Source organism: Rufibacter roseus, assembly GCF_001647285.1.
Taxonomy (GTDB): Bacteria; Bacteroidota; Bacteroidia; order Cytophagales; family Hymenobacteraceae; genus Nibribacter; species Nibribacter roseus.
Genome location: NZ_LRML01000007.1, coordinates 158,943 through 183,525 on the forward strand (window position 1 = coordinate 158,943; position 24,583 = coordinate 183,525).

At 40.1% G+C, this 24,583-nt stretch carries 18 protein-coding genes; 1 reads left to right on the plus strand and 17 read right to left on the minus strand.

All coding sequences use genetic code 11. The features are described 5' to 3' along the window. Positions 1-44: 44 nt before the first annotated feature. Genes A8O23_RS12365 through A8O23_RS12375 form a run of 3 tightly spaced genes read right to left on the minus strand, consistent with a single transcriptional unit; the run spans position 45 to position 4,922 of the window. Positions 45-2,012 carry a response regulator gene (locus A8O23_RS12365; protein WP_153042181.1) on the minus strand — a complete coding sequence of 656 codons (1,968 nt, stop codon included), beginning with the start codon at positions 2,010-2,012 and terminating at the stop codon, positions 45-47. A 14-nt stretch (positions 2,013-2,026) separates the two neighbouring features. Beyond that, on the minus strand, positions 2,027-2,710 hold the full coding sequence (locus tag A8O23_RS12370; protein ID WP_066621646.1) for a hypothetical protein: 684 nt from the start codon (positions 2,708-2,710) through the stop codon (positions 2,027-2,029). Further along, positions 2,697-4,922, minus strand: a complete 2,226-nt coding sequence (locus tag A8O23_RS12375; RefSeq protein ID WP_082883027.1) for a reverse transcriptase family protein — start codon at positions 4,920-4,922, stop codon at positions 2,697-2,699. Before A8O23_RS12375 ends, A8O23_RS12370 begins: the two co-directional genes overlap by 14 nt. Positions 4,923-5,342: 420 nt before the next feature. Here A8O23_RS12375 and A8O23_RS12380 point away from each other — a divergent pair, with 420 nt between their 5' ends. Further along, on the plus strand, positions 5,343-6,368 hold the full coding sequence (locus A8O23_RS12380; RefSeq protein ID WP_066621649.1) for a helix-turn-helix transcriptional regulator: 1,026 nt from the start codon (positions 5,343-5,345) through the stop codon (positions 6,366-6,368). Between the two features lie 130 nt (positions 6,369-6,498). Here the strand turns inward: A8O23_RS12380 and A8O23_RS12385 are convergent, their stop codons facing one another. The 14 genes from A8O23_RS12385 to A8O23_RS21435 form a co-directional block, all read right to left on the minus strand. Next, entirely contained in the window at positions 6,499-9,594 is a 3,096-nt protein-coding gene (locus A8O23_RS12385) for a type I restriction endonuclease subunit R (RefSeq protein WP_066621651.1), read from the minus strand. 2 nt (positions 9,595-9,596) lie between these two features. Continuing rightward, positions 9,597-11,528, minus strand: a complete 1,932-nt coding sequence (locus A8O23_RS12390) for a DUF262 domain-containing protein (RefSeq protein ID WP_066621652.1) — start codon at positions 11,526-11,528, stop codon at positions 9,597-9,599. Then, complete coding sequence (locus tag A8O23_RS12395; protein ID WP_066621653.1) at positions 11,525-12,973, minus strand: DUF262 domain-containing protein; 1,449 nt, start codon at positions 12,971-12,973, stop codon at positions 11,525-11,527. Before A8O23_RS12395 ends, A8O23_RS12390 begins: the two co-directional genes overlap by 4 nt. Before the next feature lies 1 nt (position 12,974). Continuing rightward, positions 12,975-14,249, minus strand: a complete 1,275-nt coding sequence (locus A8O23_RS12400) for a restriction endonuclease subunit S (RefSeq protein WP_066621654.1) — start codon at positions 14,247-14,249, stop codon at positions 12,975-12,977. After that, a complete protein-coding gene (locus tag A8O23_RS12405) occupies positions 14,249-16,597 on the minus strand; it encodes a type I restriction-modification system subunit M (protein ID WP_066621656.1) in 2,349 nt (782 codons plus the stop codon). The genes A8O23_RS12400 and A8O23_RS12405 overlap by 1 nt, the downstream gene beginning before the upstream one ends. A 114-nt stretch (positions 16,598-16,711) precedes the next feature. Next, positions 16,712-17,614 carry a hypothetical protein gene (locus tag A8O23_RS12410; protein WP_066621658.1) on the minus strand — a complete coding sequence of 301 codons (903 nt, stop codon included), beginning with the start codon at positions 17,612-17,614 and terminating at the stop codon, positions 16,712-16,714. Between the two features lie 46 nt (positions 17,615-17,660). Continuing rightward, complete coding sequence (locus A8O23_RS12415; protein ID WP_066621661.1) at positions 17,661-18,866, minus strand: hypothetical protein; 1,206 nt, start codon at positions 18,864-18,866, stop codon at positions 17,661-17,663. After that, on the minus strand, positions 18,859-21,408 hold the full coding sequence (locus A8O23_RS12420) for an N-6 DNA methylase (RefSeq protein ID WP_082883028.1): 2,550 nt from the start codon (positions 21,406-21,408) through the stop codon (positions 18,859-18,861). Before A8O23_RS12420 ends, A8O23_RS12415 begins: the two co-directional genes overlap by 8 nt. 541 nt (positions 21,409-21,949) lie before the next feature. Next, positions 21,950-22,444, minus strand: a complete 495-nt coding sequence (locus A8O23_RS12425) for a hypothetical protein (RefSeq protein ID WP_066621663.1) — start codon at positions 22,442-22,444, stop codon at positions 21,950-21,952. A gap of 3 nt (positions 22,445-22,447) precedes the next feature. Further along, positions 22,448-23,026 carry an N-acetylmuramidase family protein gene (locus A8O23_RS12430; protein WP_066621664.1) on the minus strand — a complete coding sequence of 193 codons (579 nt, stop codon included), beginning with the start codon at positions 23,024-23,026 and terminating at the stop codon, positions 22,448-22,450. Between the two features lie 2 nt (positions 23,027-23,028). Beyond that, on the minus strand, positions 23,029-23,322 hold the full coding sequence (locus tag A8O23_RS12435) for a hypothetical protein (protein ID WP_066621665.1): 294 nt from the start codon (positions 23,320-23,322) through the stop codon (positions 23,029-23,031). A 27-nt stretch (positions 23,323-23,349) separates the two neighbouring features. Continuing rightward, entirely contained in the window at positions 23,350-23,538 is a 189-nt protein-coding gene (locus A8O23_RS12440; RefSeq protein WP_066621666.1) for a hypothetical protein, read from the minus strand. Beyond that, positions 23,535-24,119 (minus strand): hypothetical protein, encoded by a 585-nt coding sequence (locus A8O23_RS12445; RefSeq protein WP_066621667.1) that lies wholly within the window; start codon positions 24,117-24,119, stop codon positions 23,535-23,537. Before A8O23_RS12445 ends, A8O23_RS12440 begins: the two co-directional genes overlap by 4 nt. A gap of 43 nt (positions 24,120-24,162) precedes the next feature. Beyond that, complete coding sequence (locus tag A8O23_RS21435) at positions 24,163-24,369, minus strand: hypothetical protein (RefSeq protein WP_153042182.1); 207 nt, start codon at positions 24,367-24,369, stop codon at positions 24,163-24,165. Positions 24,370-24,583: the final 214 nt, after the last annotated feature.

Consider the following 24,583-nt stretch of genomic DNA (forward strand, 5'->3'; position numbering starts at 1 on the left):
AAGTGTGCAGTCAATATGCACAAGTAAATAAGCATTGGTAAATTCTAAAATGTAATCTCTGCCTCTTTTCCAGTTAGAAGGAATTCAATTAGTTCGAATAACTTTTTTATGTCTCTGTCCGGAGTAATATTGGAAGCCCCACTACTTCTCTTTTCCTCTTCGGTTTGTCTAAAATATGCTTCTGATGTCTCCCCATGAGTAAGGTATAAATGATTTCTAACTTCAGTTAGCTCCTTTAGATTGACTAAGTAGCTGTTCTTTTTTGCACTAGATTTAAGGGTATTCTTATTTAAGATAAGAAATGCAATCTGGTTACTTAGTTCTTTGTGAAATGTCTGACGATTGGAAGTTGAACCATTCTTATAAAACGGTGAAACTTTACTGTTGTATTCTAATGCACACTCTACTCCAGCGCTAGTTATTTTAAAATACTCTCTACCTCTTGCATTTCTCCTGGTTTTAGGTGTTCCGTCATGATCGCTAAAGCCTTCAAACACAAATTCATGCTTTAAAAAGTATTCTGATTGGTTTTTTATGATCCAATTAAAGCCTGGTATTGGCGTTATACTAGTTGTCCCACCAGGGTGCTTTTGGATTGGATTTAAGTCTTGATCAAAAAGTGTTAGTGACGTACTGTCATCTTTCTCGTAATAAGCTTCTTGAATTTCGTTTAAGATGCTCCATAAGGTAATGAAGGCTAATTCATAACCAGAGTAGTAAAACGTTGCTTTGTCATACTCCCATTGTTCATAACCCTTCTTTAGAAGACCATAGAACATTTTAAAACGTTCTACTATTCGTGCTTTTATTCTTTTAGGTGAATTTTCTATTGTATTGAAATGGATATCTGATAAGATATGCTGGATAGCAGACCAGTAGGGCTTCAATATCTTATACTTCTCACTAATGAGCTGGATAGTTTCTTTGAAGTCATTGTAGTTTCTAACACTATATTCTTGGTCCCGAAAGTACATTGGTGATTCCTTTACATACATTGCATCTGCTCCAGATTCAAGAATTAGATCTAAGTTCCAAGCTTTATCAGAAGCTGTAAAAATGATTACTGGGATATGAGGAAATTTTGATTTAATAAATTTTAAGGTTCTAATTGAAGAAGTACTATCTACTTTTCCTTTATCAAGATAGAGGTCTAGAAATATTAAGTCATAGTTGCAAAACTTTTCAGGTGTAATGGTTTGCCATGCAAGTACTTCAATTGTAGATATTCTCTTATCTACATTGCAGGATAAAATAAGGCTTATTAATTCCTGCCACCCATTATCTGCATTATCGTCAATCAATAAAACATTATTGAATAGGCCACAAAGTGAAGAGTCATTTGTTTTATTAGAAACTTCTAGTAGAAACTTAGATATATACTTGAAGTATAAGTGTTCTGGGTAATTAAACTGAATTGAATCCAACAATCCGAAATTTGATGCAAGCCGCATTGCGCCCCATTCGTTTGTAGACTGATGGCGGTTGTCATTAGGAGTCTTTAATTTTACTTCATTAAAAGACCCTACCTTTAGTTTGCTTAATTCGTTGTTAATAGCAGGCTGAGACACACCAGTTATTTTATCAGGGATTACTGTAAAAATCTGGTCATGCCTTCTGAAGTAAAAACCTTCAGTGTGAAAGAAGTTTATAATTGAAGCCTCCTTTATTGATGGGTCTTCTAAATATAATTCATTGGCATCTGTGAGAATAATAGGTACATTATTGAGGTTGCAATTAGTAAAAGTGCTGCATCTAATATGTCCAGCTAAGTTAATGGCTCTTACCCAACCACTTCCACCTAAATTTTTATTTATAACAATGGACTTAACATCTTGATAGTCTATCAAGTCTAGGGATTGGGAAATCAAGTTTGAATAATATTCTTCTATATTATTCGAATACAAATAATTGCCAGGGTCCTGTCTCGAAAAATAATCTGTAACATCTATAGGCAGGAAGTGGTCAGACTGATATTGAATGGATGAGTTTGAAAGATGTATAAGTATATTCATCAACTTAGATAAGATTAATTGTTTTCTACTAGATCTTCAAGGGTCTCAATAATTTCATCTACTGACATAACTTCAAATCTTCTAGAGACTGATTCTATGTCTTCATAATTGTATAGCGTTAATAAATCTCTGAAAGACTTAGAATATACAGCTTCTATTGTGGAGGATTCAAGTTTTTCCATTATATCATTTAACAACTCATATCCTCTGTCTTTATAGGGAGAAATATCCGAATTATATAAATAGGTAATTCTAAACTCTCCAAACATAAAAAAGCTATCAATAAATGAAGAAAAATTACTGTGGTACTGCCTTCTCAGTACTTCATAATGAAAAATATCAGTTGCTATAGACGAATCTAACTTATTGTACAAGGGAATATTTGACTCTGGTTTGCTACCAGAAAAGAGAACAACTTTTGATGTACTAGATAACTCATTTATCAAAACTGGCAAAAGGCCATCTGGTAAAAGCGGGTCATTAAAGCTGTCATGTATAAATATATAGCTAAATTTTTTAAAGTCTGTAAGCAAAACTACTTCATCTTCATTATCAGCAGCCTTCCATAGGCCTCTCGTGTCTGCATGATATTCAACTCTTTCTTTCTGTATTGGGCTAAGTGTTTCTAACACAGAATAAGTACTATAATCTTCACTTGATGCCTTATCATCGACTATGAGGATTTTATCTGATATCATAAAATCTTAATATATGTTTAAAACCTCCTACAAGATGATCAAGAGGCTCAATTTCATCTATGTTGTAATTGAAGTGACTTGCTGTAAGCAAATTTATCCGCTTAGATGGCTCGACTGTAAAGTCACACTCTATAATCCAATCACATAAGTTCCTGAAGTCTTGCTTAAAAGCTGTAGACTCCTTGTAGTAATGAAGAAGTAAGTCACTCTCGATTTTTGCTTTACTATTTTTATCAAGTATACTTATTTCTATAAATTTACAGAAATTGGCTTCCCCTTTTTCGGCTCTTACTTGTACTTCTCTACCATTAATACATTTAATATCTTCGCCGTTAATGTTCGAGTGATCAGCTATACCTTGAAAAATATGTCTTAAACCTTTGTAAATTAATGGCTGCCATGTAAAGAAGCCAGACCTGATATTAAATGCTCTTTCATCGGGTAAAAACTCAATGCAATCTAAGGCGATCTTCTGATCACTTGCGATACTTAAAATGTCTTGCTGCAGTTTGCTGTACTCGCTACCACTACCATACCTATACTTTTTCTTGAATTCCTTAGCAAATACAGTATATACTTCATCATTATTGAATGGGTGTTTACCTGTTTCTTTATAAAAAGGTATACCTTCAGATTCAAAAAGGTCTATTAGTTGTATAACTTCACCTCGAATACCAATGTTTAGGTAATCTATGCTGAGAACTCTCTCTTTTTTATAGTGATAAATAAAATTAGGGTGACTTTTAACTTTCGTAATAATATCCTTTACCACCTCATCGGAAAGGATAATATCATGTACAAGTTCTTTGAAACCGCTTCCGTCTGCAATTTTAAATTTCTTTAAAAAGCTTACTGTATGCAAGGGATTATGAGGAAAAAGCTTATTTGAAGAAGTACTTTCGGTGGTGATTTTGTTATCGATAAGTAATACGCTAGGAAGTATGGTGTCTTTGGGAATATTTATCGCCTTTATAAGTTTGTTTGGATTAGAGGGCAAACCAGAATTTTCCAATGTGACCTTGATAACTGAGGAAACTAATTCAGACATCCCTGAAATATCATTTGACACTGTAAATTCTTCTGCTACAGGCTCTTGCTTGGTCAAAAGAATGTAACGCTCTGCCAACTTTTGATAGCCAGTACTTTCAGTACCTTTCACCATTTTAAGGTAGTCAAGTTTTCCCTTAATGACATTAGCCATATCAGGCTTGCCTTTGATTAAGTGCCCTTTATCAGCCTTATATTGCTGCATAAAGTACGAATAAGCTCTGTCATATCCATACTGTTCCCAATAATATAGCCACATGCGCAGCTGCTTGATGTACCTTTTGGGTACATTGGGTTCTTCGTTCACTACCAGGCCGGTAACTTCCTGTCTGTAGCCTTGCTTTTGCAAGCGGGTCTTGCTCTCCTTAATATGAAAGTTCTGGGCAGCAATAAGGCGGTGAAGTTCCTGCAGAAATTCTCCGTCTTTGTGATAGACGTTATGCTGGGAGCTAAAGGTAATATCATCTGCGTAGCGGCTGTACTTCAACTGGAAACGCCTGGCAACGGCTGTCAGGTAAAAATCTAACTGTTGGCAAATGATGTTGGTGATGGTAGGCGATGTAGGGGCGCCTTGCGGCAACACATTCCTTATCTCCTTTTTCCAGTTTCCGGCATCATCTAAACGCTCTACCTCCATGCTATGGCAGCATAGAGACGCAATGATACCAGCCAAGTCAAGGCGGCCTGTCTTCTCGTTCAGGTTAAAGGGAGGAAACTTTAAGCGTCCCCATACCCTTGCCTGGTCTATGCTGGGGAAGAAATCTTTTAGGTCAAGATTATACACATACAGGCTATTGGCGTGTACCCGCGCATTATCTACAATAGATTTATTGGGTACAAAGCCATTGGCCGCCTTATGTTGGTGATTTGCATAGACTACCTGCAAAATAAGGTTAAGACATTTCTGGATAGCTTTTAGACCTTTGGCCGGGGAGTGTATGGTTCTTGTTCCGCCAGCTTTTTTCTTAACGGCAAAGGCTACATACCGCTTAGGGTTTGCCTTTGGGTTGCTGTGGTAGTTGAGGTGCTTTAGTTCAAAAGGAACAGCCTTGTCGCCTAATAAAATACCTTTTGTATAGTTTAACAGACCAAGAAAATCTTTTTTGGTCTTCATCTCACTAAAGGAGGTAGTTATGTATTGGCGCTGTTCTTCTGTCAAGTTCATCTTGTTGGCAGTTATGTCTTGAATGCCTGCTCTTGTTTTCTTTGTTTATGACCTTAAGTCAAAGAAGTTGATTAAAGACGACTCATATCTCATAATAACATATAAATCATAAATAATCAATAATAAAATCTAAATGACAGTCATCTAGTAACAGACAAATGACACTTAAACCTTCATCCCGCATGGCTGCGGGACACCAACCGATTTTCGTTTTGGATTTCTCCGCCACGACAGTTGGCAAAAATCAAAATCTTAGAGCAGGCATTCAAAGAACATGTTGCAAAGTAAAGATAAAACTGTGCAGTAGAACTGCACAAATATAACAACATACTCTTTATTTTGCAGAGGGTGGTAAAACATTTACATCACAAAGGAAACAGGTACTTGTGCAGTAGAACTGCACTTATAAAATAGACGCTTATGGCCACGAATAAAAATGCAATGCTTAGGTACATGGTACTGGACAATTGTTTCAGAAACACGGGAAGGCGCTATTTTATTCAAGACCTGATAGAGGCCTGTAACCGACAACTTTTGGAAATTGACCCAAACTCAAAAGGAATAAGTCGAAGGCAGATATTGGATGACATAGCTTTTATGGAAAGTGGAGAAGGTTGGTCTATTGAGCTGGCCAGGTTCCGCGATGGGAAAAAAGTATACTACCGATACGAGGACCCTTCTTTCTCCATCAACAACATGCCTTTGAATGAGGTTGAGGTAAACCAATTGAAAACTGCTGTAGAAATTCTTTCCCAATTCAAAGGCATGCCTCAATTTGAATGGGTACATGAGCTACTTCCAAAACTTAACCAAGGCCTCTCAACTACTAAGACTGAAAGTACAATTATCGATTTTGACAGTAATCAATATCTTAAAGGTATAGAACACTTAGGCACATTACACAGTGCCATCTACCATAAGAGAGTATTAAGCATTAAGTATCACCCATTTGAGGTTGATCGACCTTATGATATTGAAATTCACCCCTACTATCTGAAGCAGTATAACAACAGGTGGTTTTTGTTCGGGTATAATCCTTATTCAGATCGGTCAGACTGGAATTTAGCCCTTGACCGGATATTAGACATCAATGAAATTAATGACAAGTATAAACCTAACAAAACCATCGATTGGGTTGAATACTTTGATGATATTATAGGGGTTACCAGGCCGGTAGATGGTGCTTTAGAAACTGTACTGTTACACTTCGCCGGAAGAACTGGTAAGTATATTGAATCTAAACCAATTCATAGTTCACAAAGGACCAAATGGATAAATCCTGAATTACTTGAGGTAAAAATAGAAGTGATGATAAACTATGAATTAGAGAGGCTAATTTTATCGTATGGCAGTAGTGTCAAGGTAATTAGTCCAGAATCACTCAAAAACAAGATTACAGATAGCCTCCAAAAGGCTCATTCACAATATCTACTGAGCGGAGATTAGGCCAGGGTCTACTTAAACCATCCACGAAAAACATGAATGCCATTCAGGAGTTCACTAGGGAATGCTTGAATGGCCTTTTTGTATATGGCCTAAAAGTATTTGACAATCTCTATGCTAAGTGATTTAGAACCTATGCCGCCAAAATCCTACGTAATGTGTCTTGCATAGCAGATTTGAAAGCATCATCTTTTGAGATAAGCCTATATAAGTCAAGCTCATTTTTACGCTGCTTTGCCATCACATCTTCAAATATCTTCTTGAAAGCGATTTCCCTGTTCTGAACATCTTTGTTATCTGAGTACTTTTCCTGAAAGTCAGGATGGGCTCTCATGCTTTGTGCTAGGGAGACAAACTTTACCTTTTGTTCTTCAGGAGTTGCTTCCCAGCCTTGGAACCAGCGTTCATTGAATGCTTTGATGATTAAGTCAAGTGGATTTTCTTCAGAGTCTCCACCATGAGCACTTCTAGGATTAGGGTTCTGTGGCTCTAATTCTGTTTCTGAAGCATCCAGACCAATGTTAGCACTTAACTTCACCCTTTCCAATCCATAAGTAGACAGGTCAACTGAATTCAACAGCCCATCTAATGCATCCTGGATTGGGTCAGCAATAACTAAATGGGGAATCAAGAACTTCAGTAACCAGAACAGCTTTTCCCACTTGACTACTTCAAAAGGAAGAATAGAAGCCATTTGGCCGTAAATCTTCACAAACTGCTTTGCCTTGATTTTAAAGTCAGCTTTAGCTTTGTCGTCTAATTCTAGGCCTTGGTTGAAACGTTCTGCAGCAACCTGAATGATTGGGCTTAGGTACTGTTCCGCTTCTAATCCTTGAAAATAGTTGGCAGTGAATTCCTCTACTTCTGACCATTCATATACCCCTGCTTCGTCCAAAGAGCTTTTTAACTCGTGTAGGACATTTACATCCGTTGCCTTGCTAAGCGTTGTGGAAGTGTAGAAAGGATCAAATGACTTCTTAATATCATCCACAGAATTAAAGAAATCCAATACAAACAGGTCTTCCGTTTTCTTTCCAAGCTTATTAGCGGACCGGTTTAACCGGGAAAGAGCCTGTACTGCCAATACTCCTTGCAGCTTCTTGTCAACATACATAGCTGTAAGCTTCGGCTGGTCAAAACCTGTGAGGTACTTGTTGGCGACAACCAAAATACGGTACTCATCCATATTGAAGTACCGGGCAATTTTATCAGAAATATAGCCTGGATCTGTAGGCTTGGCTGTATCTAGCTGAGGTGGAAAATTGTTTATATCATCCTCAGTGTACTCAATACCGTCTACTTTCTTCTTCCCAGAAAAAGCAATAGCAATCTTGAATGGGTTGCCTTTGCTTTCCACCAATTTCTTTAAAGCAAAGAAATAGCGAATGGCTGATTCAATGCTCTGGGTAACGACCATGGCTTTAGCTTTGCCTTTGAGCTTTTTGGTATTAACCACTTTGGTCAGGAAGTGATCAAGCATGATTTCAGCCTTGGTGGCGATGGTCTCTGGGTTCCGTTCTACAAAGGCACGTAATTTCTTTTGTGCTTTAACTGTATCAAAGATGGGGTTATCCTCAATAGACTTTTCAATCTCGTAGTAACTTCTGTAAGTGGTGTAATTAGCCAGCACATCCAGGATAAACCCTTCTTCTATGGCCTGTTTCATAGAATACAGGTGAAAAGGTTTGAACTTTCCATCTGGTTGTTTTACACCAAATTTCTCTAGCGTATTATTTTTAGGCGTTGCAGTAAATGCCAGGTAAGAAGCATTCCCCCGCATTTTACGACCTTTCATAGCTGCCAGAATCTTATCCTGAGGATCTGGATCTTCCTCTTCTTCACTACTGGTGTTGCCCATTGCCTTATTCATATTATCAGCCGCAGACCCGCTTTGGCTACTGTGAGCCTCGTCAATGATTACCGCAAAGCGTTTTTCACTTAAGTCAGCTATACCGTCAATAATGAATGGGAACTTCTGAATGGTGGTAATAATGATGCGTTTACCAGCTTCTAAACTCTCTTTTAGCTCCCTAGAGGAATAGGCGGGAGCAACAATGTTTTTAACTTCTGAAAACTCTTTAATGTTCTCTCTTATCTGTTTGTCAAGCAGCCTTCTGTCTGTGACCACAATAACTGAATCAAACAAAGGGTTCTGAACTCCCTTGCTACCTGGTATGGAATCATTCTCAGGATATGTTTCTATAAGCTGAAAGGCTGCCCAGGTGATGGAATTAGACTTTCCAGAACCTGCAGAATGCTGTATAAGATAGGTTTGCCCCACGCCATTTTTGCTGGCATCAGAAATCAATTTACGCACCACATCTAACTGGTGATAGCGTGGAAAGAAGAGAGTCTTCTTATTCAGCGGATCAGTGTCTTTGCCGTCAAAACGAACAAAGTGCTGGATAATATTGGCTACACTCTGCCTGGTTAATACCTGATCCCACAAATAACTGGTTTTATGCCCAAACGGATTTACAGGATTACCCTTGCCGTGGTCACAACCTAAGTTGAAAGGCAGGAAGAAAGTCCCATCATCTCCTGTGAGCTTAGTGGTCATGTACACTTCGTTCGTATCTACGGCAAAGTGCACTATACACCGGCCGAAGTTGAGTAGCGGCTGGGTAATATCTCTCTTAAATTTGTATTGATTTTGGCCGTGAACTTTGGCATTTTGACCAGTCCAATGGTTTTTCAGTTCAGCAGTAGCAAATGGTAACCCGTTTACAAAAAGAACCAGATCAATTTCTTCTAATGGATTCTTGATAGAGTAGCGTACCTGCCGGGTAACACTAAACTCATTGCTCTCAAACCTCTTTTTAACGGTATCGCTACTGCTAGCCAATGGAGAGGGAAATAGCAACGTGAACTCAGCATCATCTACTTCTAAACCTTTTCGTAAGATTCTCAGAATACCGTATTTCTTGATCATCTTATCCAAACGATCCAGAATCTTCAACTTCCAATCGCTTTGCTTCTGTAGCTTAGCTAGCTCCTCTTTTTGGGTAGTTTCAAGAAAGTGCCAGAAACGATGCTCGTCTATCGCATATTTAGAATTAAAATCATCTGGATAGCCAATAAAGTAGCCATTACCTCCACGATACATCTCTTTTCTATCAGCAACTGAATTTAACACTGGATCCAGTTCCTGAAGCTCTTCAAGGCAAGTACCAGTTAAACGTTTTTCAATGGCTGCTTCTAAAGCTTTCTCGTTGGTAAGACTAGGCATGACTAGTTTAAATTGTTAAGTTCATTAAAAAGAATTTGCTTCATCTGGCTTCCATGGTTTCGGATTTCAGTAGTGCCCCAATGCACGTATTTCATCATTAGTTGCTGCTTAAGGCTATCAGCTCCTACTTTATAATAGTAGTCTTTTTTAGCGGCAGGTAGATTGTTACTTAATTTAGAATTTTTACTGCTACTGATCAGGCAGAGGTTGCCGAATTCATTAAGCCCCTCTTTAAGGCGGTCAATGTTGCCTAATGGATTCTGTGGGTAATAATGCTCAACGGAGTTACTAAAGCTGAATTCAAATTTCTGATACCCTTCAGATTTTTTCTTCCAAAGCAGATAATCAAGATAATTAAAAATGAAGTTCTCTACAGCCGTTCCCTGATTAAGTCGATCTTCATTTAACTCTTCTTTTGCAGGTGTGACTACATTCTTGAAGATGATCTGATAGTAATCATCTGGTTCTGCCTTTAGGTAACGATTGAAAAGATAGCGTCTAGCTAAATTCTCCAGATAATTCAGGTAAGCAGCAGAGTCAACAGTTTCTTGTTCAAAAACAAACTTTAAGGCGGCGTTCAGCCAGTGCTTATATACCTGTGTTGGGGCAGATACATGGAACATAGCTAGCATCATTATTAGGCTTTGGTTTTCTCCTTCTTGTGCTTCTTCAGCACCAAAAGAGTTTACATAGCTCGCGCTATTGTTTTGTTGCCATTTTAGCCGCTTCAGACTCCATCTTTCCTGCTCCTTCAATACCTCCCGCTTCAGAATGTACTTATCGAACAGGTATCGGACTTTTAACAAATTGAAGCCAAATTTCTGTACAAAGGCTATTGGTCCCTCTTCATCCTTCTTAAGATATTCGTCGAAGGTGTCAAGTAATCTTTTGTCATCCAGTGGCACGTTCTGCTTCGTCTGAAGGCGAAGAACATGCAGGAGGAAGTTAGGGAAGCTGATAACTGAGGTAAAACGTTCAGGCGCTTCACCAGCTTCTTTTATATAACCTATTTGAAAAGGGCTAGCAGCTATTATTTCGTCAATACTAAGACTTTTAAACTCAGCTTCATCCTCTGTAATATATCCAGTACCAGAACCTGAGTTACCGAGAAAGCTTTTTAAATCTTCAAAGCTGTTTGCTTGAAAGGTATCCCAATCTTTTGCTACAAACAATGTATCACGTTGTGCAGGGCTAAATCCATATTGCACATAGCGCTCCATGTCTGAGCATGCTTCCCATACTTTATTGAAAGCAATGCTGGCTTCTGTGTCATCCTGAATTTTTTCAAGAAGCCTCGCCTTCAGAATTTCATGCTTCTCCAGCTGCTCACCTCGGTTGTTCATTATTTCAAAGTAGTGGTTCAGATTTGTGTCTTCTGGTACCCCCACTCTTAAAATGAACACACGCTTCATCAGGTATTCATAAAAATCATTAATACCTATTTCTGTTTCTCTTGTGATCTTCTCTAAGCCTGTTTTTGCAATTGTATAAGCTCTGCGAATAACAGGAGCATATGATTGGCTTTCCTGAAAAGGTACTACATCTGTATCGGCAGCAATTACCTGTAACGTTTCGGTTGCCAATGGCCGACTTTCAAAAGCTAAGTTTAGACCCTTTCTGTGAAGCAAGCACTTCAACTCGTCTCTAAACTCTCGCTTAAGTACATTAAGCAGTATGTTAAGAGTAGTTAATCGCTGCTGCCCATCTATAGTCTCATAAAGCGTATTACTAGTATTGCCACGCTTGTAAATAACCAGGGTACCAATGTAATAATTGGTGTCTGGATAGTGAGTAGCATAATCGGCTATGTCCTGGATTAGCTGATTTATTTCTTTAGCCTCCCAAGCGTAGTTCCTTTGATAAACAGGAATCAGGTACTGATCCGCATCAAAGAGTTCCTGGATGCTAAGGGTTTTAATATATTGGTTGCTCATGGGAGATAATGCAAACTTTTAAATAGATCTACAATTTCCTTTATCTGTGTTGCCTTTATCTCTTTTGGAAGAGTTAATGAAATTCCTAAGATATCCGCTGGGCGAAGAGCTTCACGCATTTTTTTGAATACTCTTTCACTCTCTTTAGTGTGATTATCCATAGATGCCAACCTTACCGAATACTGCTGCAGGCGTAAGCTGTAAGCCCAGACAAAGAACTTTTCAATAGCACGGTCAATTTCAACTGTGCCAAACTTATCCAGGTAATAGAGCAGGCAACAATCAAAGAGATTGCGTACATACTTATCACCTAAGCGGTCCCGGCTGGGATAGCTGTCCAATGTTTTCAATATTTTATAAGCGGGCGAATCTTCATTCTCTTTCAGTTGATGTTTTAGCTCTTTCATCTGCTTGAGCAGCGATTGGTAGTGATTGACTAGTTCAAAGAAGCGTTTGCCATTCATTAACACACCATCTAACTGAAAAGGGAAAGGCATGACCACACCATCTATCTGGCGGTGGTACTCCTTGTTATAAGCATCTATGTAAAAGTGGCCAATGCGATGTAAGGCAGCGAATGGCATTACTTCTTTTACCTGTGGACTTACTCCTTTGAACACACCTACATCGTTCTTGGTAAAGTAACGCGCTGAGTAGCCTTTTGACCATTTGCGTACCCTGTATAGGTAGTTACCAAACAAACTGGCGAGATGTTCTGTATCCATTGCCTCCCAAGCTGCTACGCTATCAAGTTTCTCCTGTTCAGTGGAGGAGTGCGACATTTCACGCAGGTGAAATGCTTTTAATAAATCATGCGGCTCCAGGTCACGGCCTCGGGCATTCTGAGAATCGAAAAATTGAAAGGCTTCGGAAATGTTTCTGATGACTACCTCAACCAATTCGCAGTTGTAATAGAAGAAGCGCACAGCATCTACGTCAAACTCACGCACTCTCCTCTTTATCTCTTGGTAATTCTGTTGGATGTTTTTCTGTGAAAGCCTGTCACTGAACTTGAGAGCGGCCAACTGCGGTCTGTAAGCAGGCAGATTCTCTTCTTTGCTTATTTGCTTTAACAGCTCCTTCTGTGTGTCATATATAGCTAGTGCAATTAGGGTAAGCGTAATGCTACGCTGCTGACCATCTACAATGTGAAGTTCCTCTTGGCCTGGTTCCTGATGCATCACAAGGGTACCTAAGCGATAGGCAGAACGCTTACGGTGCAACAGAATATCATCTAATAGCTGATTTACATTATGCGTAGACCACTTATATGGCCGCTGGTAATAAGGAATCTGAATTTTAACATTAGCCAACAGTTCCTTTACCTTCACCAAGCGCGGTTCATAAGCAAAGCCATGAAAAACCGATTCTACTCTTGCTAGTAATTTAGAAATCTGTTTGGCTTCAATAGTATCTTCAAGTATTGCGAGTTGAGCTTCTTCCATGTTAGTAAACTTTGATTTTACCCGTTACCGCACTATTAATTAAGCTTGCCTTATACTCCTTCAGTTTTTCAATTTCTTTTTCAATTTTAGCAATGGCATTGTTTGTTTTAATGGTTATTAAGTCAGAATAAGCAACAATTTCATTTTGCTCATCCAATGGCGGTGTGATAGACTTTATATCATAAAAATTTTGATTCGATAGGTTTTGTAAACCAATTGTCATTCCATTTGAAGCACCAGCATAGACGGTTTTGTAAATTTCTGTATGAAATAATAACTCATAGTACTTCGTGTTTACTCCTACTTCCGGCTCAAAAACACCATAATGAAAAGTCACTATTCCTCTGTACTTTGATTCGAAGAATACACCTAAATGTCCTTTAAACCTATTCACAACAAGATCTCTAGGCATACAAAGTTTGAAATTATCTCGGTGAGCCGGACTTAGAGAACGTTCCTTCATAGTTTCAGAAGGAATAACTCCATCCACTTGAGAGAGCGACAAGGGAAGCTCATAAGAGTTAGTGATCTTCCTACTATTTTCACGAAATAATCTTCTGTTGTATAGAACTTTCCAATGCGCCGGTATTTCCCCAATCCATTCCACACCACTGTCTTTCATGGGTGCATCAGGATTTAGACCACGGATAACGGCATTTTGGAGGAGTACTTGCTTGCGCTCTTTGAGTAGTTCTATCTGCTTTTCTTTTATACCAATGGCTTTGTCAATCTGAGCTGTTTTGCGGTCAAGGAATTGGGAAATAGCAGTCTGTTCTTCTTGTGGAGGGAATAACAACAAACTATTTGCAATATGATTGAAGTTGATAGTCTGTCTTACCCCTGACCCAAGAAGTTTCATATAGGCTACATCATACCGATGAAGCAGGTATTTGAAGTAATCTTTGTTGATATCGATGATATTGTTAAGCACAATATATCCTGAGCTAACAACAACATTAATTTCAGAAAGGGCTATCCTTAAACTGATTAAGTCATAATTTAGATTTAATGGATTTATTAAAAATTCCCCTTTTAGAACTTCCTGATAAGAAGCCTTAGTTGATAGAGGAATTTTTTCATCATTCTTTACTACGACTTTTCCAAAGCTTATTGAACCGCAATTCAATTCTGGATTATGTTTGATTTTTTTCTCTTTGAAAATAAGCTTAAGCTTAATGATCTCCCAATGCTCAGGAATTTCACCAATCCAATCTTCGCCCGAATCCTTGTAGGCAGGATATTTTATTACTTGCACTTCTTCTGCTATCGCTTCCATTATGCTAAGGTTAAGATTTCACGGATCAGACCATCACTCTCGGCTTCTAGTGCCAAAATATCATGGCTCACTTCTTCAAGGCTGCGCAAAGACTTGTGGCGGTAGAAGTACTTGTTGAAGCTGATCTCATAGCCAATTTTGATGGCATCTAAGCTAATCCAGGCCTCGGCAACGTGTGGTTTCACTTCGCGTTGGAAGTAGTCATAGATGTTGTCCTTCAGGGGCACGTTCTCGGTATCCCGCAGGTCGCTTTCGGTCTCATACTCCAGGTACTCGCCTTTCTTGCCCGTAGCGTAGTAGCCAAAGTCTGCCAATTGGCTTTCCTCACAACCCAGGTATTCAAGCAGTTTCTCCAGCTTTTCACCTGTCAGTTTGGTAATGCCTTTCTCTACTTTTTCGGCAGAGGCATCATACCAGGTCACGGCATTTAGTATGGCCTTCTTCTCTGTGGCAGAGAGTTTAATTTTTCTGGCTTTCAGTTCTGCTTCTACCTGCTCCCGGAACACATTGAAGTCATGGTACTCTTCTGAACCAATGGCCAGCATGAGTTCGGTAGCGGTGTTCAGCAAGTCCAGTCCTTTCTGCCAGGTGTCTTTACTCACCAGGGCTTTCGCCTGCTTGGCGTTCAGGTTCAGTTCTTGTTTCTCGGCGTAGTCCAGAATGGCTTTCTCGTGCTGTTCAAGGTGAGTATACACTTCCTCGCCAAATTGGTCAAACGCCCACTCCATGGGCTCCCGCAAGGCCTTGTCAAAGCGCAGTTCCGCAATACGCTCGGCGCTAAACTGCGCCCTCAGGCGCTTAGGGCGTTCAATGGTTACTTTATAGTAACCGAAATCAGCATTATCAAATACTTTAGAGGCAATGCCTTCGTCACCTTCGAGCTCCACCGCCTGCATTTGCTCGTACACGTTCACAATCTCCCTAATGTGCTCGGGCGAGAACTCGCAGTTCTTGTTGCCCAGGTTCTTGCGCAGCTTGCGGTACAACTGCCCGGCATCTATCAACTGCACCTTGCCTTGGCGGTGCGGAGCCTTGTTGTTGCTCAGTACCCAGATATAGGTGGTGATACCCGTGTTATAGAACATGTTGTTGGGTAACTGGATGATGGCTTCTAGCCAGTCATTCTCAATGAGATAGCGGCGGATGTTGCTTTCGCCCCCTCCGGCATCACCGGTAAACAAGCTGGAACCGTTGTGCACCGAGGCAATGCGTGAGCCGGTTGGGCTCTGGCTCAGCGGCTTCATTTTGTTCACCATCTCCATCAGGAACAGCAACTGCCCGTCAGAAGACCGGGGCGTCGCATCCTCGTCTTTATCGGTTCCCCAGTAGTCCTTCAGCTTAATCTGGAAGCGTGGGTCAATGATGTCTTTGCCGTCTTTGATGTACTTCTGCTCACTCGCCCATGATTTACCGTACGGCGGGTTAGACAGCATGAAATTGAAGTTCATGCCCGCAAATTCATCTGTGCTAAGAGTAGAGCCTACCCGTATGTTCTCAGGGTTATTACCCTTGATCATCATGTCAGACTTGCAGATGGCGTAGGTTTCGTCATTAATCTCCTTTCCGAACAGGTGCACATCTCCAGTGGCTCTGATTTCCCCTTCCTCGTCTTTGATGAAGTTCTGAGACTCAGTAAGCATACCTCCAGAGCCGCAGGCCGGGTCATAGATAGTGATCACCGGTGGCAGGTTGTCTTTTACAGGCTCAAAGATGACGTGGGTCATCAGGTCAATCACTTCCCTTGGCGTGAAGTGCTCCCCGGCTTCCTCGTTGTTCTCCTCGTTGAACTTCCTGATCAGCTCCTCAAACACGTAGCCCATGCCCAGGTTGCTCAACGGCGGCAGCTTTCTGCCGTCTGGATCGGCTTTCTCAAAAGGAGTGAGGTTGATGTACGGCGAGGTGAATTTCTCCAGCACGTTCAGCAGCACATCTTTGTTAGCCATGTGCCGGACCTGGCTCTTCAGCTTAAATTTCTCAATGATCTCCTTCACATTGGTGCTAAAGCCATTAAGATAGTCTTCAAAGTTTGCCTGAAGGATTTGCTGGCTGTTGGTGGCGGTATCATGCAAGCGCTGCAGAGTCCACTCACTAGTGTTGTAAAACACGTAACCAGATGCCTGGCGCAAGCCACTTTCATCCCACTCAGTAAATTGAGCCTCATCGCGCTGGAAGGCTAATTCTTCCATCACGGCATCTTTAGTAGGTTCTAAGAGTGCATCTAAGCGACGTAACACTACCATAGGAAGAATTACATCGCGGTATTTGCCGCGCACATATACATCACGCAGACAGTCGTCTGCAATAGACCAAATAAAGGAAACTAGTTTGTTGTGTACTGCTGTATTCATGAAGTTATTATGTCAAATTTTGTTAAAATCAGAAAAATTTATTCGGAGGAGTACTGTATGTAAAGTTAAGCTAAACTGTGAGTGTCCTATTAATTTAATTTATCATCAAACTAACTAATTGTTAACAAATCCGGTGAAATCCAAATTATTCAGAACTAATGCTTGCCTGTAGCACTCAATTAAAAACTCTTCTCGTGCTTCTGTTAATTCATACTTCTGCATAGGAGTCCAAAGGCTTTGGGGGACATTATCAATACTTATATACAACTCTATATTAGTACTTTGTAGAAAATTAGCAAACATTTCAACTCTTCTATTGTCAGTAAAATGAATACCTCTAGTTTTTGGGGTGGGCAACAGGAAAACTTTGTAAGTTCTATTTTCTACTATACAAGTAAAGCCCCAAGTTCTTCCACCTATTACTCTAGGTTCATGTATTTCAAGGTTGTCAAATAATGACCGAAACCATCCAAATGGGCTTTTCCCATCTATTCCATTGGCTGTAAAATACAAATTATTTATTGTAGGAAATCTTTCAAGCGTATTCCGAAGATTATAATTTAACTGAAGATTATCTTTGATATTTTGATTCACTCCATCATCTGTAATCCACAAGTTTGAATCTTCACTGCTCTTCTTCCTCCTATTGGTCCGGAGGATTACATCTGTTATCAATAAATCATTAGATTGTAAAAAATCTATCGTTCTTTCTCTAACTAAATCAGGTAGACTAGTCAAGTTATCTCCAGCCATGGCTAAAGTAGGATCTAATACACCAAATGCTGCAGTACTATATTTCCAAAGGTTGCTTTTCTTGCTCCCATAAAAGAACCTCATTTTTACCTCATTTAAATTTAACCTTTGCTGAATAACATTAAGGTTAATATCAAGTGTGTCAGTACAAGCGTAAATGGGAAAAGAGCCTATTATTATTCCTGAATAAGCAGGTTTTGGAACCACATTGAAATCTTCTAAATAATTCAGATATGGATGTCTCTCCAACTCATTAATAGGCATACTTAAAAATTTTAATTTGGGGTAAGACAAATATTAAAATAGAAAATTAATTACTTGGAGTTTCAATTTTTATATTTTCAATTAAGGTTTTGGTGCCTGTTCCATCTTGCTTTGTAGTTACCTTAATTTCTTGTTGTTCTTTTAAATTAAATTCTTTTACCTTGGGAGGTATAATACTTAAAGTTTTGCTCCCATTTGAGGGTTGAAAGGTTCCATAGCCGTTTTCTGCAATTTTGACCACTTTCCCATTTACCCACTCTCCATTATTTAGCGGCAGAGAAGTGGGAATCCAAAAAACTTGATTCTTCTCCTTATCTGGATTGTCTATAAAATAACTTTTAAACCATATTAAAATGTCTATTAATTGAAAAGTTAGACTGTAGAGTAGATAAGGTGTATCAACGTACTTTCTGTACTCCGCAATTGAAGCTCTTCCTTCGGGCGTATTCTCTCCTTCTGTATGTGAAGCTGCTCCTGTGATGGATACTATTGCCCAAGCATTATCAGCTATTATCTTGGGTAAGTGTGCTTTACCGCATTTAATACCTAAATGCTTAGTGTCTTTCCCAGCCAAAAACAAGCAAGATTCTGATAAATTGACTTTACCTCCTTCTAAGCACTTATCATGTAGCAGACCTTGTTTGTTCGCTTCTCTAAATAATTGTTCTAAAATAATTCTGATTTGGGTGAAGTAAAGCTTATCATCAAAGGGAGTAGCAGGGGTTTGCGTACTTTTCAAAATTTGCAGAAGAAATTTTTGAGCTTCAGCTCCTAGAGCTTCACAGGCATCAAAAGCTCTTGGAAACATGTGTCGAATCTTAGTATCCTCTACTCCATTAGCTTCAACCTTAATAAGTTCAAGTAACGCCTCCAAATCATCGCCATTTTTTTTATCGAAGCATCTTTTATTGTATGCTTTGAGTATACCATTTTGCTCCTTAGTGAAAGAATCTTGACCAGAAAGAATAAACCAAGGCATTAACTTTTGTGACTTAAGTTCATTTAGGCGAGAAACAGCTTTTACCAAACCTTCCACATCTTCCTCTCCTCTTACTTGATCTTTTTTAGCAAAAAACAAAGCATCTAAAAGCACTCCATCGTATTTGATAAGATCATTTTCAAGTACATTAAAACCTTCTTCAAAGGATTTATAACCCTCTAAATCAATACAATTATTATCAGCTAAAATAACAAAGTCATCAAACTCTTCAATTTTATCATCAATCCAAAGAATTCTATATCTTTTATTCATATCTATTATTTCCTTGACTGCCACTAATAGGTATATAAATTTCGTAAACTGTTGTGAATGGAAAAGTCAGATACGGATCCGTCATCAAATCTAATCTACCACCATGCCATTTCACGATCTCATTAATATGGTAACCTCCTATTCCTGAGTTGCCTGTAGAACCTCCCACAGCTCCCTTTCTAGTAAGTTTTTCTATATTGAAATTATGAGGAAATGCCTTTCCATTGTTTGCAACTTGAATGTATAAATAGGCAGAAGTTTGAGTAAGATAAAGATCTAAACGAAACTCTAGCACATATTTCTCATTATCCTTGACAAAAGCGTGTTTCTGTGCATTTTCTACAATATTGTTAAAAGCTATCTCCAACAATTCTTCATTTGCTTTTATAAATGCACCTTCTTTAAAATCTTCCTCTACATCTGAAGAGACTTCTAATCTTACTTCAAACTTATTTTTATCATTAGCTCTTAGCTCATTGACAAATCTTTGAAAGAATTGTATCGCGTCAAATTGAGCCAAAGGGTATGTACTTTTATCTAGTTCAAGCTCATTGGTCTTTAAGAGATTCGAGATCAGCTTTAAATTCAAATACAGAGAGTTAACAGCATCACCTAATGTTTGATTGCTCTTGCTACTCATCTTTACACTCTGCCATTCATGGTCTAATTTATTCAATACACTCTCTATATTTCTGACTGAGGCGTTGAGCTTAAGTAAAGGCGTGCCCATGGAATGCTTAATAGAGGCGAGCTCCTCATAAGCTTCCTTTTTAATACCGATACGCTCATCTTCCAGTGTTTTAAAAGTAGCTCCAATGATTTTGGCTCTTTGTTCCCTCAAAGCAGGAACCTTCACCCTCACTTTGATAAAATCATTGATAGGAATATAAGGAATAGTGGTACCTGTGCGGTACTTGTTAAGTTGAGCAGTAACATACTCTGTGGAAAGCTCCTGAACCAAAAAGCCTACATCAACTTTCTGCTCGTTTACCTCAAACGCCACTACGTCAGGTGAAACGTATATTGGTTCCCCTTTGTATTCAAAGAATGTCGGTTTAAGGGTCTTCCATCTAATAGTAATTAAAAGCGCAGATTTATCTAACTTAGAGGCATTTTTAGGTAAATCTACTTCTACTAACTCATTAACCTTTATCTCAAAGTCAAGCTTATCGTTGCTAAGATCTCTTATGCGAATTAACTTTCCTGAAAGGCCATCTCCAATTTTGGAACCTTTTACTGGTTTAAGGAGCTTGCCAAGTTCTACATATTCTCCGTCCAGATCTTCCAGCAGCTCTACAGTAATATAACGGTTAACATTCAACATGAAATCGTTATTAACAACTTCTTCAATGTAAACCAGCTTTGCCTCCGGAAATGCAGTAGTAGAGGCTTCTGACAATGAACTGTCAGTATTGGTAATTATTGAAAGCAGTCGATCAGCATCAATCCTTTTATCGTTTTTGGAAACCTCTTTTACAGAAGTTTCTGCATCTATAAAGAGAATTTTACTTCTGTCTTGCTTTACCTTATTTAGCACAATCACACAAAAAGGCAGATTTGTATTTGACAAGAGACCACCAGGAAATGAAATAACGGTTTCTAAAAAATCATTCTCCACTAACACCTGTCGTAATCTTGCATACTCAGGTTGTTTATTAGTTAAGAACCCAGATGGAAGAACAAATATGGCTTTGCCATTTTCTTTAAGAGCAGCTAAAGAATTATTTATTAGAAAGGTGTCAAAATATGAAGGTTGAATACTTGAATAACCATCACGATGATACTTAAGCAAATTAGCCTCATCTTTCCTGATCTTCACATTGAACGGAGCGTTCGCTACAATTAAATCATACCTTTTGGAGCGTCTGTTCCAATTTGCGATAGAATTACCAACCACAAAATCAGAATTAGACGCCTTACCTGCACCCAAAAGGCGAATCATTCCGATAGCCCAAGACCTCATGTTGATTTCTTCGCCGGTATAATTAACAGGTTTATCAAAGTATAAGCCAAAGGAAGCAAGGCCTCCAAATGGGTTATAAACTTCTGCCCCTGCATATGGGCTTGCTAAGGCACAAATAAACCTCGTTAACTCCAGGGGCTGTACATACTCTCCCCCATGCTGCCCTTCAGTTTTGGATAATCTGAAAATTAAGTTTTCGACTAAATCTCCAAAATGTATGTCAAGCGAGTCTCTGTCCATTGAACAAATAAGACGGAGGAGATCATAAAAGTTATGTTCGCTTACATACTGTATAGCTGGATAAAAAGCATCATATATAAGCCTATTCAGCTCAAACTTTTCTCTATCTCCTCTTGAAATTGAAAGTCTCAAGTCTTCTTTTGCTCTTCCAGGCTCAGTGGTGATGAAAAAGTCCAGTGCACCTTCTTTTTGGAGAAACAGAAGATATGTTACTAAGTGAAAATCCTGGAAGTGCACTTGCTGCTCTCTTATTATGCTCAATGCATCCCATAACTTATGTTCAAGGGTGGTAAAAGATTCAGTAGAAGAAAGCATAGAAAAGGAATTGGTTAACATCATTTCGTTTTGATGTTACAAACTTGAGGACTAACAGTGAAGTGGAACTGCACAATTGAAGTAAACTAAAGAAAGTATTAGCTTTTAGCAAGCATTACTTGCTTTTATAAGGCCATACTTACATTCAAACTAAATATCAGCCTCTTAAAATTCTGGTCTATTCTGTTACCTACTAAATTTGAATAGAACATATTTTCATTAATTACTTTTTGGGAGTAGGTTCAAATGTATTGTGAACTAAAAGCCTAATTTGTGTGCAAAATGTGTGCAAATAAAAAAGCCACTTACAAGTTTTACCTCGTAAGTGGCTGATTTTCAGGTGGGCCCACTTGGAACCAAGCAAATGCCTAATTATCAGCTTAATAGAAATTTATTTTCAAAAAGGGGGCGTTTTAGGGTGTTTTATTGGCGCTTTCTAACAACAAACCCCGCCGCTTAGGGCAGGGTCAGTTGACGTCAAAACCGGGTACCAAACCGGCTCTGTACAAATATACGAAATTCTCTACATAGTAGGGCTAAAACTCAAACAACTTATACCCCACGCTCACGCTGGAATAGCCATACGCCAAAGCATAGGGGCGAACTGCCTTATTGCAAAACCCACGCCTGCAGCTACCACATACCACCAAAGCGACCCGCCCCCTTGTTTGTTGGAAGCCGTGGCCTCGGCGTCACCGTCTACCTTTGAACCCTGACCGCCCGTGTTTGTTGTTTCGGCTGTACTGGTGGCACTCCTTTTTACTTTGCTGTTATCAGCTCCGCCCTGTTCATTAGCCCCTATGGTAGACCCACCCGTGGCCGTTTGGCTGTTCACGTTTATAGTGACGTTCTTTAGTTTCGTTTTGGAGCCGGTGCCGAATACCCTCTGTATAAGGGTAGGCTTTTGCATAGGCACGTGTGCCATACACGGCCGCACGAGACTGTCTACTGATAGTTCCACCGCCATAATGTGAATGGGGTCTAAAGGCTTTGTGGTTTTACAGCCCACAAGCAGCAACGCCACGGCTGCGATTAGGTGAATAGGTCTGATGGTGGGCATGGCTTAGGCTAAAACTGCTTCAGGGTATTGCCTTGCATACTTGGCGTAGGCATTACCCAAAGTGATATTATAAGGCTCTCGTTTCAGTCTCTTTGCTAAGGCCTTATAGCCAGCTCCGTTGTAGTGGTAGGCGAAGGTGTGCCAATCTTTCTCTTTGGCGGCTTTGTAGAGGGCGGGGTTGTTTTTAATAAAGTTAAGCCCCGCTCGCATTTGCTCCTCCTCACTTTCCTTGCATCTATCCCACATCTCATGAACTGACTTGAAGCCTGCCGCTTTGTAGTTAAAGCCCATTACCTGCATCAACCCGATGCTGGTACTCAGCATAGCCGCCTCTGCATTGATGGCAAACGCCTTATTGAAGGCTTTCCACTCAGGCTCCTGCGACTCAACGCCATTGGGTACCCATACGCGCGAGTATCTTTTAAACCAATGTGGCTCAAACTGTATAATGATCTTTCCAGTGGCAGGGTCAAAGCCTCTCTTACCTGCTTCCACTTCCTTAACAGCAAGCAGAACGGCTAACTCAATGTCGAATTCCTTCGCCAGTTTCCTACACTGATCTATAGTTAAAATCTTACTCATGGCTATTCGTCTTTATTGGTTTCGGTTAATCCTGCCTGTATGTTCCTAATCTTACTCCATGCGGTGATGCCAACGCCACCTACCACAATTGGAACCCAAACCCACAGAACCTCCACGTTTGGCTTAGAGACCGCAAAAGACTGTTCCGGCCAAAGGTGCATCTCTACCACGTCCGCTAGGCTTAGGAACATTATAAAAAAGAAAGCCAACCATGACATTAACCTCTTCATGGAGTATCTCCCCGTTATCGCGTTCTTGGTGGTGTCGTTCCAGATTTGTTTAATAGTGCCTAACATTATCTTTTCTTCTTTAAATTATCCACGTCACCCTTCATGTGTTTCAATTTTGGCTTCTTTGCCGCTGTCAGCAGCTTTCAAAAGGGCAAGGCCTGTGGCCATAAGCCCTATGTTCTCGCCGTGCACGCCGTTCCGGTACATATCCACGGACGCGATTGTGATAACCACCACACCGCCTATGGTTGTGAATGGGTTTTTGGTGAATAGATTTTTCATAATGTTTCTTCTTTTTTAGGGGTGTCTATTTCTTTGCCCTGTATGTTGTCTACAATCTGAGTGCCTACCTCTGTGCGTATCTTGTTGGAAATCCATTTCAATAGGAACCGCTTAAGCCCTCCGTCCTGCAGCTTCAGGTCTGCCATGTGTTTGACAATTGCCCCTACACGGTGCATGAACAGCCAGCCGAATAGGATATGGCTCAGAGGCGCGTAGTAAGGGTAGAACTGCACAGCATGGTGAATCATGGAAAGCAGCAGCACATCCGAGACTATTATCCCGAAGGTGCGGTGGAACTTCTTCCAACTAAACACCTCCCCTTTAATCTTCCTTGCCACCAGATAGCCGTACCGAGCATTCAACAGGTCCATAGCTATAATCAGAAGGGCGGCTCCGGGCGGCTCCCAGACCCATTTAGCCATGAAGGCGACTCCTCCCGCGATTAAGGCTCCAACAAAATGCGCAAGCAGCGCCAGGTATGGCATCGCTTTAACCCCCAACACAGTCCCGACGTAGTCCTCGGCATCTGAAAAGCCCCAATTCTGGAACAGTGTCTGGAAAAGTTTAAAGCGTTTTGACATTACTCACTCATTTCATTTAAGCCGCGGCCTGTTATCGTTTCGTTTACACCTCTCTGCTCTGGTATTCCTCCGGCGTGTAGTTCACCCCGCCAAGGCTCTCCACCTCCGCCAGTTGCTCGGGCGTGTGGTGCCCCTCCAAAAGGGTCTGCCCTGTGAGTTTCCCCTCCTCGTCCGCCAGCATGGTGATAACATCGTAACGATAGGTCAGGCTGGGGTAGGCGGAGTTGGGTATTAGCGAGTAGTATTTCATAGCTTTAATTCTGTATTTCTACATGGGAGGCATTCGCACATTCTAATACTTTCCTCCTGGAAACAAGCTTAATTAAAAGCCTGCCCTCTGGGCTAGGGTATGGCCCCAATGTGACTGCATGGCCGCTGAGGATAGCATCAATCTCTGAGTTTACCATCATTAATTCCTGTTCTGGTGTCAAAATTTCCTCCAAAAAACATCTTGATTTCATAGC